Annotated in this window: 4 protein-coding genes and 1 pseudogene; all 5 read left to right on the top strand. The window is 57.4% G+C overall.

The genetic code is table 11. The annotated features are described in order from the left end of the window. Positions 1-440: 440 nt before the first annotated feature. Entirely contained in the window at positions 441-2,462 is a 2,022-nt protein-coding gene (locus tag RBR41_RS11695; protein WP_320352786.1) for a cobyrinate a,c-diamide synthase, read from the top strand. Next, complete coding sequence (locus RBR41_RS11690; RefSeq protein WP_320352785.1) at positions 2,455-3,849, top strand: glycosyltransferase family 2 protein; 1,395 nt, start codon at positions 2,455-2,457, stop codon at positions 3,847-3,849. The genes RBR41_RS11695 and RBR41_RS11690 overlap by 8 nt, the downstream gene beginning before the upstream one ends. 512 nt (positions 3,850-4,361) lie before the next feature. After that, positions 4,362-9,536 carry a hypothetical protein gene (locus RBR41_RS11685; protein WP_320352784.1) on the top strand — a complete coding sequence of 1,725 codons (5,175 nt, stop codon included), beginning with the start codon at positions 4,362-4,364 and terminating at the stop codon, positions 9,534-9,536. 563 nt (positions 9,537-10,099) lie between these two features. Continuing rightward, complete coding sequence (locus tag RBR41_RS11680; protein WP_320352783.1) at positions 10,100-13,948, top strand: hypothetical protein; 3,849 nt, start codon at positions 10,100-10,102, stop codon at positions 13,946-13,948. Between the two features lie 679 nt (positions 13,949-14,627). Continuing rightward, positions 14,628-17,607, top strand: a pseudogene (locus RBR41_RS11675) (hypothetical protein); the annotation flags it as partial.

Below are 17,607 nucleotides of genomic sequence, written 5' to 3'. Positions count from 1 at the left end.
CGGGCTTTTGCCTGCCGTACGCGAGCATTTCAAGTGTTAAATGCTCTAGACAGTGTCGTCACGAGCGCCTTTTCAGGCATCTCTCCGTCGAACTGCGCCTTTTATTCCGGTCGAGTACCATCAGAGTACACTCCCTGCATAAAAGGCTTGTTCTCCTTGATATGACTGGAAATTCATCTCGTGACTACACTGTCTGGATGTGATGTTCCAATAGGCTGTTCAGCCTTTCCCTCTCTCGGTTTGCTGTTGTTTGGTAATTCCAGCTTTACCGATTTTGGGAGGGTGAACAACCTATTGGAACATTACACTTAGGTATCCCTGGGGATGCGCCCACGTGAGGGCACATCCCCACCGGTTGAAGTCGCCTTTCTGTCCCGGCCATTACGCGGAGCGCCATGAGCCATCAGCCCACATCCCCCACTTTCAGTCAGCGCGGAGTCATGCCCCGCCTGTGTGTGACGGCCCTTTCTGGCGGCGGCGGCAAAACCCTGCTTTCACTGGGTTTGTGCCGAGCCTTTGTGGCGCGCGGCGTGGCGGTGCAGCCCTTCAAAAAAGGGCCGGACTATATTGACGCCGCCTGGCTGCGCCTGGCCGCCGGAGTGCCCGCCACCAATCTTGATCCCTATTTTCTCGAACCGTCGCGCCTGCGCGCGCTTTTTGTCCACACCATGCGGGTAGCTGCCGCGCGGCAGGCCAGCGGCAGTCATGCTGGCAGCCATGCCGGCAGCCATGCCGACAGCCTGGCCGACAGCCTGGCCGACGGCCTCGCCGACAGCCCTTCAATGGCGCGGCAGGGGCGGCTGCTCGGCCTGCTGGAGGGCAACCGGGGCTTTTTTGACGGCATGGACGCGCGCGGTTCCTGCTCCACGGCGGAGTTGTCCCGCATACTGGCCTGCCCTGTGATCATCAGCGTTGACTGCACCAAGATGACGCGCACGGCGGCGGCTCTGGTGCGCGGCATGCTGACCTTTGAAGAGGGCGTTACTTTCGCGGGCGTGATCCTCAATCAGGTAGGGTCGGCGCGACACGAAAAGATTTTGCGGCAGGCTCTGGAAGAGCATACGGACGTGCCCGTGCTCGGCGCGCTGCCGCGCCTGGCTGAAAATCCGCTGCCGGAGCGGCACATGGGCATTGCGTCCTGCGGGGATGACCTCTCGCCGCAGGCGCAGCAGGTACTGGACACGCTGGCGGCCTTTGTGGGCAGTCATGTGGATATGGACCGCATCATGGCCGCTGCCCAGAGCGCTCCCGATCTGGAGGCCGAAGCCTTTTGGCCGGAATCATTGGGGTCGCAATCCTTGGGGCCGCAGTCCTTGGAGCCTGAATCTGCGCGGCCTGAATCTTCGTGCCCGGAATTTGCGGCTGTGTCTGCTGGCGTTTGGGTTTCTGGCGAAGAAACCGCTGCGGCAAAGGGCGTTCACGCGGATGCCGCAACAGGGGATCACGCGGCTGCCAAAACACGAGGCACGCCGCCGGTCGGGCAAGGAGCCACAGGCCGCAGGCCGCGCATAGGTTACGTGCGCGACGCCGCCCTGTGGTTTTACTATGAGGAAAATCTTGAGGCCCTGCGCCGGGCCGGGGCCGAGCTTGTGCATCTGTCCCTGCTGCCCGGAGTGGATGCCGGGCACGGCGGACACGGGGGCGCTGGCTGGCCGCAGGTGGACGGTCTGTATCTTGGCGGAGGCTTTCCCGAAGACCATGTGGAGGCCCTGAGCGCTTCGCCCCTGCTGCGCCAGTTGTCGCAGTGGGCAGGGCAGGGCATGCCCATCTATGCCGAGTGCGGGGGCTTTATGGTGCTGTCGCGCGGCATTGAGCGCGAGGGCAAACTGTGGCCCATGAGCGGCATTTTGCCGGTGACCGCTGTTTTTTGTCCCAAGCCGCAGGGGCTTGGGTATGTTCGCGGCAAGATAAGCGCTGCGAACCCGTTTTTTGCGCTGGATACGGAACTGCGCGGGCATGAGTTTCACTACTCCCACTGCCGTTGGGAAGATCCGGAGGGTATGCCGCCCGGTTTGACCTCGGAATCCACAACGGAATCCACAACGGAATCCACAACGGAATCCATTGCGGAATCCACTGTGGAACCCGATACGGAAGCCGCCAAGGGATCCGCAACAGAATCCACCACGGAAGCCGCCACGGAATCCCCAAACGGGCTGCCGCCAGTCGGGGTGCCGCCAAACGGGCTGTCGCCAGGCGGGCTGCCACCAGACGGGGACGGTCGCCCCTCGTTGCGCTGGGTCATGCAGCTGCACAAAGGTCAGGGCATGGGGCCTGCGCCGGGTCAGGAGCCGCAAAGCCCGCGCGGGCGCGGCGCGCAAAAAATCGATGGCCTGGTGTTCCGCAATGTGTGGGCCTCCTACACCCATATTTTTGCCCCCGCCGCTCCGGGCTGGGCAGAAAATTTTGTGGCCGCAGCCAGAAGCTTTGCCGCGCGGGACGGGAACACCACCCATGAGTAGCACGGCCAGCAGTGCGGCAAATAGCGCGGCCAATTGCGCGACCAATTGCGCGGCCAGGGTTTCCGTCATCATTCCGGCCTGGAATCTCTGGGACATGACCGCCGCGTGCCTGCGCTCGCTGGCCGAACATACGCGCCATGAAAACATCGAAGTGGTGGTTGTGGACAACGGCTCCACCGACGCCACGGCCACCGAGTTGGAGCCGCTGGGCAGGGCCCTCTTCGGGGCGGATTTTCGTCCCGTGCGTCTGCCCGAAAACCAGGGATTCGCCCGAGGCTGCAATGCCGGAGCCGCTGCCAGCCAGGGTGATCTGCTCTTTTTTCTGAACAATGACACCACGATGACGCCGGACTGGTTGCCGCCTTTGCGGCAGGCGCTGGAACAGCCGCGCGTAGGGGCCGTGGGGCCGCTTTTGCTCTATCCCAACGGCACCGTGCAGCACTGCGGCATCTATTTTACGCCCTTTATGGCTGTGGGCCATCTTTACGAGGGCTTTCCCGGCGGGCATGCCGCGCCGCGCAAAAGGCGTCCTCTTCAGGCCATAACGGGCGCGGCCCTGCTGCTGCGCAAGAGCGTGTTTATGGACTGCGGCGGATTTTATGAAGAATATTGCAACGGCTTTGAAGATATGGATCTGTGCTGCGCGCTGCGCGCGCGGGGCTACAAGCTTGCCGTGGAGGGCGGCAGCGTCATTGTGCACCATACCAGCCAGACGCCGGGCCGCTTTGACCACAATACGTTTAATGGCGAACTGCTCATGCGCCGTCACGGCGGCAGCCTCAAGCCGGACCTGCACACCCTGGTTGCCCTGGACGGCTATGAACTTGCAATGGGGCCGGACCTTGACGTCTGGCCCGTGCTGCCGGACGCGCAGGAAGAGCGGCGCAACAGGGATTTTGACGCGCTTTCGGCCAGCGAAGAGACTTGTCGGCTGATGCTTGAGCAGGAACCGCTTTGGCGGGGCGGCTGGTATCGGCTAATGGACATGCTTGAGGCTGGCGGAAACGCGCGTGAAGCTTTGCACTGCGCTGTGCGCTGCGCCATGTTTTTTGGCGACGCGGTTTCACGCCAAAGACTGCTGGCCCTGACCGCGCGGGTGGAAGGGACGGACAGCGCCGCTTCACTGAGTGCGGTCATGAAGACGGACGCCTTTGGGACGCAGGCGGGGGCCTCTGCTGGCCACTCTGCAGACACGATTGCTGGCCAGTCTGCTGAGCCAGGTGCCCAGACCGCGCGCACGCCTGCCGAATCCGGCGGTATGGCTGGCGGCATAGCTGATATAACCAAGATAAAAGTGCAGCAGGCCAGACGCGCCGCCTATGCGCGCGGGGATGGAATGCTGGCCGGGATTTTAAATCAGTGGCTTATGCGTTACGGCAGGCCATAAAAGAATTTCGCAGTGCTGGCCCTGCAAGGTCAAAAAAGGCTCCCCGGTACGCCCGGCGGGGTCTTTTTTTGTCTGCAACAAGCTAATTTTTTTGATTTTGTCCATCATGCACTGTCCTTTTTCAAAGGTAAAATGCTCTCTGCTGAATGCGTTTAAGGAAAAAAGGCAGCTTGACAATATTGATTGTTAAATACGTCAAAGCCAGAAAAACAAGCCAATTGTCATGTTCTATTGGGGTTAAAAACCATTTATCTATAATAGATTCAACAAGATATTTCTATACCCATTGACGCAATGGCAAATAGGCATTATTCTTAAAAGCGATGGGGTATCCCCAGCTCGCGAACTGCAAAGTCATTTGCTCGCCCTGTTTTTTCGAACGCCGCGCCTTTATTCAAGTGTATGCGGCCGGGGATATTCTCCCCAGAATCAGACGACGCCTCTGCATTCTCCTTCCTTATCCGCCGTGCCTGAGGGCATATTATTGACTCCAGAGTTCATAGGGAGCCACTATGATTATTTCTCAAATTTCACGTCCTGGCCCAGGCCAGATAACTACCATACACGCTGCTGCGAGTGACAAGATCATTCTCGACTTTTCAACGCAAGGCATCACGTTGTCGCGCGACGATAACGCTTTGATTTTTACATTTGATGACGGTGCCGTCATTCGGCTTGATGATTTTTATGAAAACTATCGTGCTGATAATGTTCCTGAATTTGAAGCTGATGGTAAGCTGGTTTCCGGCGCGGAATTTTTCAGCGCCCTTGGGCCTGACCTGATGCCAGCGGCTGGCCCTGCCCCTGTGGAGCGCAGTTCCCATTCCGCCGAGTACGGCGATTCCGCCCTGCAGGGCGGGGTAGACCACCTGGATGGACTGGATATGTCTGTTCAGGGAGTATCAGTTGCGGACGGCGCCTTGCAGTATGATTTCGCCCTCACTGCTGCCGGGGATGCAGATTTTGGCGGCAGCCCCGCCCCCACTCCCACACCCGCCCCCGAACCGCCGCTGTTCCCCTCCGGGCCTTTTGTACGCGCGGTGCTGTATTCCCCCGGCAATTCGAGTGATCCCGTAACAACCCCCGTGTTTTTTGGCGGCAACGGCACATCCCCTACGGCTGTGGCCCCCGGCGACATTGATTTTGCGGGTTCTGCGCCCGGGGCCCGGTATGGCGTGACAGTTTCCCTGCCTGCCGGGTGGTCAAGCTCGTGGGTGGACGTCAGCTTTAACAGCATTACCGGTCGTCTGGAATTCCGCCTCACCGCAGATGGCGTGGATGAAATGCAGCGTCTCGGCCTTGAGGATGAAAGCCTGGTGGACTTTGTTCATGTCACGGTTACAGACCGCACTTCAGGCGATACCTTTGAATACAATGTGGAAGTTGTGGCCACAGACAGCCAGATTTTTGATTCGGCGGCTCATGACAGCAAGTATGGCGGTGAGCATCTGGATAATATTGGCGAATTCCATCAGGGCCAGAATAACGGGGGGAGCTATTCCGTCATATCCTCAATGCAGGATGATGAAATCATCATGAACGAAACGGTGATCGGCGGCAGCTCCATACACGCCAGCGGCTCGGCCGACCCTGCGCAGATGGCTGATGACTTCAATACCATCAAGCTCAACGCTGGCGTTGCGAACACCACACAAGACTCCATCACGCATATCACTTCCGCCGACGGCACGCTTGACGTGGCTGAGGGCGTAATCGTGCAGGGCCGCGGGGCCGAGAACGTCATTGCTATGGGCAAGGGTTCGGTTCATGTCCAAAACGCCTCAGGCGACGGCGTGTCCGCTGCCGACGGCGGCAAGAATACCATCAGCGGCGGCCAAGTGGTTGTTGATGCACAAGGCAGGGGGCTTGTTGCAGAGAATGGCGGCTCCAACACTGTTGTATCCAGCGGCGATGTGGCCATAAACAGTTCCTCAACCTCCGGCAGCGCCTATGGCATGACTGCGGTGTCCGGCACGGCAACTGTCACTGCGGCGAACACCATCAAGGCCGATGGGCGGGTTGACGTAAACGCTACGGGCAACGTGGCTTCAGCCATGTACGCCACCGGTGCGCAAGCCGCCAACAGCATCACCGCCACCAGCGGCGATGTGACCGTCAGTGCCGCCGGTACAGGCAGCGGCTATGGTAATGGCTTCGGCTACGGCATGAATGCCAGGGATTCGGGCAGCAACAGCATCATCACCGGCAGCGGCGATATCAAGGTGTCGGGCAATTCCGCCTCCACCACTAGTTATGGCATGTTTGCCAATTCTTCCGGCAGCAACGCTGCCGCTACAACCAGTGGAAATGTGACCGTGTCCGGCGTTGGCACTTCCGGCACGGGTATGCATGCAACCACTTCAGGCACCAGCAACGCCATTTCCACAGAGAGCGGCGCGGTGAACGTATCGGGCAATGCCGCCAACGGCAACGGCTACGGCATGTCGGCCACCATTTTTGGCGGTAACTCCATCAGCACGGAAAACGGCTCTGTGAATGTGTCGGGTATTTCAAAGACCAACGATGGGCTTGGCATGACTGCCGTTTCTTCCGGCAGCAATACCATCACCACAGGGAGCGGCGATGTGGCCGTGTCTGGCAACGGCGCTTCCATCGGATCCGGCATGGCCGCTTCTTCCGGCAGCAATACCATCACCACTGCAAGCGGCAACGTAACGGTGACCGGCAATGCCGCACCCAGCGTCGGCCACGGCATGTATGCCAATTCTATCGGCAGCAGCAACGCCATAAACACGGAGAGCGGCGATGTGACCGTTACCGGCAGCGGAAAATCCGCCTACGGTATGTATGGGGCCAGCTCCGGCAGCAATGCTGTGTCTACGGAAGGCGGCAACGTGACTGTATCGGGCAATTCAACCGGCCCTGTCGGCAGCAGCTTTGGCTACGGCATGTATGCGAACGCTGGCCATAACTCCATTGCCACAGAAGGCGGCGACGTGACCGTTACCGGCAGCGGAAAATCCGGCTACGGCATGCACGCGGCTTCTTCCAGCAGCAATGCCATTGAGACGCAGAGCGGCAACATAACCGTGACCGGACAGGCGGACAACTACGGCTATGGCATGTATGCCAGTGGCTCCGGCCACAACGTCATCGAGACGCAGAGCGGCTTTGTTACCGTTGTCAGCAATGGTTCCGGATCTGACATACATGCCGTCTACGCCATAGGAGCCGGAAGCACGAATACCATCAAGGGCGGCCTTGGCAGCAGCGTTGCGCTTGAATCCACCAAAGAAGCCCTGAACGCCCAGGGCGGCGGCAAAAACTTCATTACTGGCGGCGATGTTTCCGTGCAGACAACCGCATCCAACAGCAAAGCCGTTTACGCCACAGGCTCAGCCAGTGAAAACAGCATTGACGCGCTGCAAACTGTCACCATCACAAGCAACATGCATGGCGTTTCCGCCAATGGCGGCGGCCGCAACAGCATCAAGGGCAACGACATCACCATTGAGGCCGGCAACAATGCCGATGCCTACGGCGTATATGCAACGGGCTCCGGCACCGCCAACGCGATTACCGCCCGGTCGGGGCTGGTAACAATCAGCGCGGGCAAGCACGCCCTGTTTGCAGAGGGCGGCGGCACTAACACCGTTACAGGTGATGGGGGCATGCATGTCAAAGGACTGGAAAGCGGGCTGTATGCCCTGGGTTCCAACAGTACCAATACGATTACCGCCACCGGCGGGGGCATCGTCATTGAGGCCGCAAACAGCAACAGCTATGCAATGAGAGCGGAGAACAAAGGCGTAAATACCGTGATCGGCACTGAATCTGTTACCCTCGGCGGCGGAAAGTTCGGCATGCACGCCGCCGTGGACGGGCAAAACAGCATTACAGGCAATGGGGTGGACATCTCGGCCACCAACAACGCCCTTTATGCCCACGGCAGCAACAGCAAAAATATCGTCAATGCGGGCAACGGCGCGGCAACCCTCAGCGCCGACTCTGCCGTGTCCTCCTTTGCGGGCGCGCATAATATTGTTACCGGCGCCAGCGTTGATATTAAGGGAAAAACCAACGGACTTTTCTCCTCCAACGCAGGAAGCAACAACACCGTTACCACCAAGGCTGACGGCGCGGTTTCCATTACTGCGGGCCAGCGCGCCATGCATGTCGAATCTGGCGGCAGCAACAGGATCGAAACAGTGGACGGCAACGTAACTGTTATCGGCCAGGGTACAGGTTCAGCCATCGGCTACGGCATGTCTGCCATGTCTGGCGGCAGCAACACCATCACCACTGAAGGCGGCCATGTAAGCGTGTCAGGCAGCGGCGGCTCCGGGTTTGGCATGGTTGCCAAAGGCGGCGGCGTGAACGCGATTGAGTCCGCCATCAACTCGCCCCTGACCGTGACCATCACGGCATCGGCAAATACCGCAGAAAAAGCCATTGCCATGTGGGCCGAGGGCGGCGGTTCCGTAAACCGCATCACAGGCCATTCCCAGGCGGGCGGTACGGGCGACAGCATCACCCTGAACGCCAACAACGGCCAGGGCATTGCCATGCAGGCCACCAATGGCGGCAAAAATATCATCACCACGGGCGCTGGCAATGACAGCGTGACCATCAACGGTAAAGTCGTCGGCGATGGCAATGAAATCGACCTGGGCGGCGGCAGCAATACCCTGACTCTCAACGGAGCGGTGCAGCCCGGCAGCCTGAATGTCGTTGCCACAGGCGGAACCTATACCCTGATACTTCAGGAGTCCGATGTTGAAAGCTTTGCCGACCGCTATGGCGACTGGCTCGACGATATCGTGGCCAACAATCTTTTCAGCGGGCTTTCAAGCATCTGTTTTGAGGGTTGGGGCGAGGGCGACCAGTCCGCAGAAGAACTGGCGGAATTTATGGCAACCTTTGGAGATACCCTTAACACCCTCCACGATGCGGGCGTTGCCATTGAACCTGAGGCACTTTCTGACTACCTGGCAAACCCCAGCTCCGCCTCCAGCCCTGCGGCCCTGCTTGCGGAAACCGGCGCGGAACACCATATGCAGGATGCCCAGGACGCGCAGCATGCCACAACCGGGCATGACGCCAGCACGCAGGAAACAGCGCTGGCCGCTCATGATGGTTCGGTTCTTGTGACAGGCGATGGCAGCGAGGTAGCTGCTGTCAGCGTGCAACCGGGCACTACTGCGCTGCATGCGGATATTCATGCGCCTGACGACATCGCGCAGCCAGACTTTGCTGTTGGCCAACACGCAGTGGAGACGGCACAACCGCTTTTTGCCTTTTTAAATGCCCCTGGCGCAGACGCGCACGTGGACACGTCCGCATATGAGGGGGACGCGCCCCTGCATAACGGCTACCTTGGCAGTGGAGAAAGCCAAAGCGGCAACGCCGGGGTTCAGGGTGAGATCGCCTTGACCCATGGCGATGAGAGCCTTGACAGCCTGTTTGCGGGCATTGGCCAGCAGCTGGCGGAAAATGGCGGGCACGGCCTCTGGTATGTTGAATCGGGCTCAGTTCTGCATGAAGTGGCTTTGGTCGACATGAGCAAGATTATTGTTCAGGGCGGCTCCGGCGAACATGCCGCTGAGACGTCTTCCATTATCGGGGGATATGCACCCATGGGGCAGAACGTCGGCAGCGCCCCCACTGTGATGGATTCCAATCAGGAAACGATGGACAACGCCGCACGGGAAATGGCGACATACTAGAACTGTTAACGCTTGAAATGCTCGCGTATGGCAGGCAAAGACTGACAACGTGCATTTCAAGCGTTAACGGCCTAAAAGATGTCGGCTTGCGGCATGCGCATAATATGCGGTATTTATGTGTCTTTTTCTGTGAGGTTCAGTGCGGCCGGGTGTGCGAGGCAGCGTGCATCTGGGTAAGACTGCGAAGACAGCAGGGACGAAAAATGCCACGCAAGGCACTAAGTATCACTTTTGCTTCAACAAAATTTATATAAATAAAAACAAATTCTTATAAGCAGTCCTGCGAGAAGAAAATAGCTTTGCAAGTCTGGAAACATATAAAATAGTTTTTTCTATGTTGACGTAAACGCTAACAGGTCTTACTGTTAGGGCGATGGGTTCTTCCCAGTACGCGAACAGCCGCATCCATTTGTTCGCCACGTCTTTCCAGGGCCGCACCTTTATCTGAGGGTATGTGGCCGAGGATATTCTCCCCAGAATCAGACAACTTCTCTGTATTCTCCTTTTCTATCCCCCCCCGCCTTAAGGCATATCAACGACTCCAGAAATCATGGGAGGCGACCATGTCCCTTTTTCAAATTTCACGCCCTGAGCCAGGTCAGGCACTTGTCATACACGCAGTTGCAAGTGATAAAATTACGCTTGGTTTTTCGACTGAGGGCGTTACGTTGTCGCGCGACGACAACGCGCTGATTTTTACGTTTGACGACGGCGCGGTCATTCGGCTTGACGATTTTTATGCCGAGTATCGCGCGGATTCTATCCCCGAGTTTGAAGTTGAAGGCAGGCTGATGTCCGGCACGGAATTTTTTACTACTTTCGGGCCTGATCTGATGCCGGGAGCAGGGCCTGAACATGCGGTGCGTAATGCGCACGCGGTTCAGGCAGACGGCGACTCCAGCCTGATGGGCGGGTTGGATCACCTGAATGGCCTGGATGCCTCAGCACAGGAAAAATCATCTGCAGCGGACGGCGGCATACAGTTTGATTCCGCTCTGGCTGCTGGCCACGGGCCTGCTGACCACGGTTCGGGTTCGGCAGACCCCGAACTCCCGCCGCCTGCTGAGCAGGGCTTTGTGCGCGCTGTGCTCTATTCCCCTGGCGATCCTGGCGATTCTGTATCCACCCCCGTATTTTTTGGCGGCAATGGCGTGGATCCTAAAGCCATTACACTTAACGGTTATAATGAATCAGGGCGCTATGCCCTGTACACTGTCACAGTTTCCATGCCTGAAGGATGGTCAGACTCGTGGGTAGCTGTCAACGTTGACAACTACAGTGACAGGCTGCAATTTTCCCTCACCCCAGATGGCGCGGCTGAACTGCAGCGTCTCGGCCTGACAGATAAAAACCTGGCGGGCCTTGTTCACGTGAAGGTTACTGAGCAGGCTTCAGGCGGCACTTTTGAATACGACGTGGAGCTTGTGGCCACGAGCAACCAGAATTTTGATTCCATAGAGTATGACAGGCAGGGCGTCGGGCATCATCTTGAAAGTATAGGTGAATTCCATCAGGGTCAGCATAATGGTGGGGTTTATTCCATCATATCTTCCTCGCGGAATGATGAAATCATCCTGAACGATAACGTGGGCGGCGGCAGTTCCATCTACGCCAGCGGTTCGGTTGACCGCGCGCACATGGCTGACGACAACAATATCATCAACCTGAACGCCGGTGTTGTGAACACCACACCGGGCGCCAGCACGCATGTCATTTCTGCCAACGGTGAGCTTTGGGTGGGAGGCAGTGTTGCTGTGCAGGGCAGCGGAGCCGAGAACGTCATTGCTATGGGCAGGGGTTCGGTCGATGTCTATAATAAGTTCTCTGGTGATGGCGTAAGCGCCGCCCATAACGGCAAGAATGACATCAGCGGCGGCACCGTGGACATCACGTCATTAAGTGGTAAAGGGTTGGCCGCGTCAAATGGAGGGGCCAACGACATCGCCACTGGCGGCCATGTGATTGTTCGCGGCACCACCTCTGGCTCCGACTCCAAAGTCTATGGCTACGGCATCTCTGCCTCTTCCAGCGGCACCAACAGCATCAATGCCGACAGCGGCAATGTGACTGTTACCGGCACTGGCTCTGGCTCCGGCTCCCGCTACGTCTATGGCTACGGCATCTCTGCCTCTTCCAGCGGCACCAACAGCATCACCACAGAGAGTGGCGATGTGACCCTTACTGGCGAAGGCCTCGACTCCAATCGCGGCTACAGTTACGGGTACGGCATGATTGCCGAGGATGCCAGCAGCAACACTATCGCCACTGACAGTGGCTCTGTGACCGTTACCGGTAGTAACAGCGGCTATAACAGTTGGGGCGTGGGCGGCGGAATGCGTGCCGCTTCTTCCGGCAGCACCACCACTGGCAGCAGCAACACTATCACCACCAACAGCGGCTCTGTGACCGTTACTGGCACCAGTATCGGCTCTGGATTTACTTACGGCATGAATGCCGTTTCTTTCGGAAGCAACAGTATTACCACTAAGAGCGGCGATGTGACCGTTGCCACTAACGGATCCGGCTACGGCTACTTTGCCGGCGGCACCGGCCTCTCTGCCGATGAGCACAGCAGCAACACTATCACCACAGACAGCGGCTCTGTGACAATTAACGGCACCGGCGTCACGCTTAGCGACGGTTTAGTTGCCACTTCATCCTCCAGCAACACTATTACCACCGGCAGCGGCGCTGTGACCGTTAGCGGAATTGGTATCAGAGGCGGCAGCGGCACCGGTATTCTTGCCGGTGTTGGCGGCAGCAATAGCATCACCACTGACAGCGGCAACGTGACAGTGTCAGGCACGGGCGCAGCCTTTGGCCGTGGCATGTTTGCAACAGATGGGCACAGCACTGTCACAACCACCAGCGGCGAGGTGAAAGTGTCAGGCTCCGGTGCTGACAGCGGATACGGCATGTTTGCAGAAGATCAGGGCGTAAACACGATAGAGTCCACCGCCGGATCTCCCCTCACCGTGACCATCACCGCATCGGCCGATACCGCTGAAAAAGCCATTGCCATGTGGGCCGGGGGCAAGTACGGCGGCGGCGTAAACCGCATCACAGGCCATTCCCAGGCGAATGGCACGGACAGCGTCACCCTGACTGCCAACGACGGGCAGGGCATAGCCATGCTGACCGACAATGGCGGAAAGAATACTATCACCACAGGCGCTGGCGATGACAGCGTGACCATCAACGGTAAAGTCGTCGGCCCCGGCAATGAAATCGACCTGGGCGGCGGCAAGGATACCCTTACTCTCAACGGTGCGGTTGAGGCTGGCAGCCTGAAAGTGTCTTCAGAGGGGGGGACCTATACCCTGGTACTTCAAGCGCCCGACGCTGAAAGCTTTGTCGCCCGCTATGGGGACTGGATCACGGCCATTGGCGCTGATCCGCTCATTGCAGACGGTCTGAGGGGCATCAGTTTTGTCGGTCTGAATCTTGCCGACTTGCCTGCTGACTTTATGACAACCTTTGGGGAGCTTTTGGATAAAATCCACACTACTGCGGGTGCGGAAGCCATTGTTCCTCCGGAACTTTTAGGCATGCTGACAGGGCACGACTCCGACTCCGGTTTTGCGGCTTCGTTTGCACAAACAGACGCAGAACACCAGACGCAGGACGCGCAGCATGACGCAGCGGGGCATGACGCCAGCACGCAGGATGCCCAGCATGCCGCAACCGGATATGACGCCAGCACGCAGGATGTGCAACATGCCGCAGCCGGGCATACTGACAGCACGCAGGAAGTGCAGCATGCCGCAGCCGGGCATGACGCCAGCACGCAGGAGACACCGCCCGCCACTCATGAGGGTTCGGTTCATATGGCAGGCGATGACAGTCAGGTGGCTGCAGCTGCCGCCAGCGTGCAGCCGGACACTGCTGCGCTGCATGCGGATATTCTTGTGCCTGACGACATCGCGCAGCCAGACTTTGCTGTTGGCCAACACGCAGTGGAGACGGCACAACCGCTTTTTGCCTTTTTAAATGCCCCTGGCGCAGACGCGCACGTGGACACGTCCGCATATGAGGGGGACGCGCCCCTGCATAACGGCCACCTTGGCAGTGGAGAAAGCGGAAGCGGCAACGCCGGGGTTCAGGGCGAGATCGCTTTGACCCTTGGGGATGAGAGCCTTGACAGCCTGCTTGCGGGTACCGACCTGCACCAGGCGGAAAATGGGGATCACGGCCTCTGGTACGTTGAATCGGGCTCAGACCTGCACGAAGTGCCCCTGACCGATATGAGCGAAATTATTGTTCAGGGCGGCTCCGGCGAACATGTTTCTGATGCTGGCGTAACTACTGAAGAATACGCACATTTGGAGCAAGAAGTCGTCAGCGCCCCCACTGTGATGGATTCCAATCAGGAGGCCACGGACAACGCCGTAAGGGAAATGGCAAACTACTAGAGCATCTTACCTTTGAAAAAGTGTAAATGCTCTAACGCTGCACAAAAGGGCAGCGCGCCACAACGTGGCTGAATGAACACTTTGAAATGTGAAGCATTTCAAAGCTAATCTGCTCTGGATCTGTTAACGCTTGAAATGCACGTTGTCAGTCTTTGCCTGCCATACGCGTGCATTTCAAGCGTTAACGGCCTAAAAGATGTCGGCTTGCGACACACGCATAGTACACTGTATTTATGTATCTTTTTCTGTGGGGTTCAGTGCGGCCGGGCGTGCGGGCAGCGTGCACCTGGATAATGCTGCGAAGAAAGCAGGGCGAAAGATGCTATGCAAGGCATTATTTATCGCCATTAATTTCACGAAATATTATATCAATAAAGACTGCTTGTTATCATCAGCCTCACGGAAAAAAATAGCTTTACAAGTTGGCAGCCATATAAAAATAGTTTTTTATATGTTGACGCAAGCGCTAACAGGTCTTATTGCTAGGCCGATGGGTTCTTCCCAGTACGCGAACAGCCGCTTCCATTTGTTCGCCATGTCTTTCCAGGGCCGCACCTTTATCTGAGGGTATGTGGCCGAGGATATCTTCCCCAGAATCAGACAACTTCTCTGTATTCTCCTTTCCTATCCCCCCCGCCTTAAGGCATATCAACGACTCCAGAAATCATGGGAGGCGACCATGTCCCTTTTTCAAATTTCACGCCCTGAGCCAGGTCAGACACTTGTCATACACGCAGTTGCAAGTGATAAAATTACGCTTGGCTTTCCGATTGAGGGCGTTACGTTGTCACGCGATGATAACGCACTGATTTTTTCATTTAACGACGGTGCGGTCATTCGGCTTGACGATTTTTATGTCGATTATCGCGCGGATTTTATCCCCGAGTTTGAAGTTGATGGCAGGCTGATGTCCGGCACGAATTTTTTTACTACTTTCGGGCCTGATCTGATGCCGGAAGCAGTGCCTGAACATGAAACGCGCAATGCGCACGTGATTCAGGCATACGGCGACTCCAGCCTGATGGGTGGGTTGGATCACCTGAATGGCCTGGATGCCTCAGCACAGGAAAAATCATCTGCAGCGGACGGCGGCATACAGTTTGATTCCGCTCTGGCTGTTGGGCATGGGCCTGCTGACCATGGTTCGGGGGCTCCCGAACCCGAACTACCGCCGCTTCCTGTGTGGCCCTTTATGCGCGTTGTGTTCTATTACCCTGGCGATCCCGGCGATGCCGACGCTAAGATATCCATTCCCATGTATTATAAATACTATTATGGGGGCGCTCAAAGCATTAATCCTGAAGAACAATATTATACTACAAGTGGCGAGCACGGGAACATGTACGCTTTCACGGTTTCCATGCCTGAGGGATGGTCAGCCTCGTGGGTAGATTTCAACATTGGCACCGGCTATGGAGATACGCAAATTTCCCTCACACCAGAAGGCGCGGCTGAATTGCGGCGTCTCGGCCTGACAGGTAAAAACCTGGAGGGCCGTATTCACGTGAAGGTTACTAACCAGGTTTCAGGCGACACTTTTGAATACGACGTGCAGCTTGTGACCACGACCTCCCAGAATTTTGATTCCGTGGAGTATGACAGACAGAGCGTCGGGCATCATCTTGAAAATGTAGGTGAATTACATCGTGGTCAGAATAACAGCGGGGTTTATTCCATCATATCTTCCTCGCAGAATGATCGAATCGACCTGTACGATGAAGTGCGCGGCGGCAGTTCCATCTACGCCAGCGGTTCGGCTGACCGCGCGCATATGGCTAACGACAGAAATAGCATCATCGTGGACGGTATTAATAACAGCACGCCGGGCACCATCACGCATATCACTTCCGCCGATGGCACGCTTGGGACAGGCTATATTTATGCGTATGAAAGCGGAACTGAGAACGTCATTGATATGGGCAAGGGCCGTATCGAAACCTACCTTTCGGGTGCGATGCCTACTGGTACCTTCAAAGCCTGGGGGGGCAAGAATATCATCAGCGGCGGCGACGTGGACATCAGAGCATTTGTTACAGCGTTAGATACGATAGGCGGGACCAACGACATCACCAGTAGCGGTGGTGTGACTGTTGACGTTACCAACGATATCTATGCTGACATCGACGGCCCACACGCGAGCGCCGCCATCAAAGCCACTGGCCAACATGGCAACAACAGCATCAAGACCGACAGCGGGTATGTGACTGTTGTCGACACTCTCTCTGGCGGAAATTTCTCCCATAACTACGGCATCCATAGCGCTTACAACGGCAGCAACAGCATCACCACAAAGAGTGGCCATGTGATCGTTGACATCGATATGAACACTGTCGGGAATAACTTCGGCCGCGGCTACGGCATCGGCGTCCACTCCGTGGATAACAGCAACAATAATATCACCACTGACAGCGGCGATGTGACCGTTACCGGTAATAGCAACGGTATTGATAATCAGGGCGTGGGCAGCGGCATGACTGCCACCATTGACGACCCCCGGTCGGGCCAGGTCACCTCGCCCGACAGCGGCAACACGATCACCACCAACAGCGGATCTGTGGCCTTTACCGGCACCTGCACCGGCACTGGATCTGCTTACGGCATACAGGTCGATGGTTCGGGAACCAACCGTATTATCACTAAGAGCGGCGAGGTGACCGTTACCGGAGAAGATGCAGGCAACTCCGCCAAGGGCTACGGCATGAGTGCCTATGGTCGTTCCAACTGCAGCAACATGATCACCACCGACAGCGGCTCGGTGACCGTTATCGGCAAGGGCTCCGTGATTGGCGCGGGTATAGATTGCGGTGGTTATTACAAATGCACGAATATTATTACCACCGGCAGCGGCGCCGTGACGGTGTCGGGCACGAGCACAACCGATGGCCGTGGCATGAATGTGGCAGAAGGCTACAACACTATCACAACCAACAGCGGCGAGGTGAAAGTGTCAGGCTCCGGTGCTGACAGCGGACGCGGTATGTCTGCAGAATCTCAGGGCGTAAACACGATAGAGTCCACCGCCGGATCGCCCCTCACCGTGACCATCACCGCATCGGCCGATACCGCTGAAAAAGCCATTGCCATGTGGGCCAAGGGCGAGCACGTCGGCGGCGTAAACAGCATCACTGGCCATTCCCAGGCGGGCGGTACGGGCGACAGCGTCACCCTGACTGCCAACGACGGGCAGGGCATAGCCATGCTGACCGGCTATCTCGGAAAGAATATTATCACCACAGGCGCTGGCGATGACAGCGTGACCATCAACGGCGCTGTCACGAGCCTCGATCCTAAACCTGGCAGCGGCCCCGGCAATGAAATCGACCTGGGCGGCGGCAATAATACCCTTACTCTCAACGGTGCGGTTGAGGCTGGCGGCCTGAAAGTGTCTTCAGAGGGGGGGACCTATACCCTGGTACTTCAAGCGCCCGACGCTGAAAGCTTTGTCGCCCGCTATGGGGACTGGATCACGGCCATTGGCGCTGATCCGCTCATTGCAGGCGGTCTGAGGGGCATCAGTTTTGTCGGTCTGAATCCTGCCGACTTGACTGCTGACTTTATGACAACCTTTGAAGGGGTTTTGGAAGCAATCTACACTAGAGCGGGTGCGGATGCCATTGTTCCTTCGGAACTTATAGACCTCTTGCCAGGGCACGACTCCG

The organism is Desulfovibrio sp., assembly GCF_034006445.1.
Classification (GTDB): domain Bacteria; phylum Desulfobacterota; class Desulfovibrionia; order Desulfovibrionales; family Desulfovibrionaceae; genus Desulfovibrio.
This window is presented reverse-complemented; position numbering and strand designations above follow the sequence as displayed.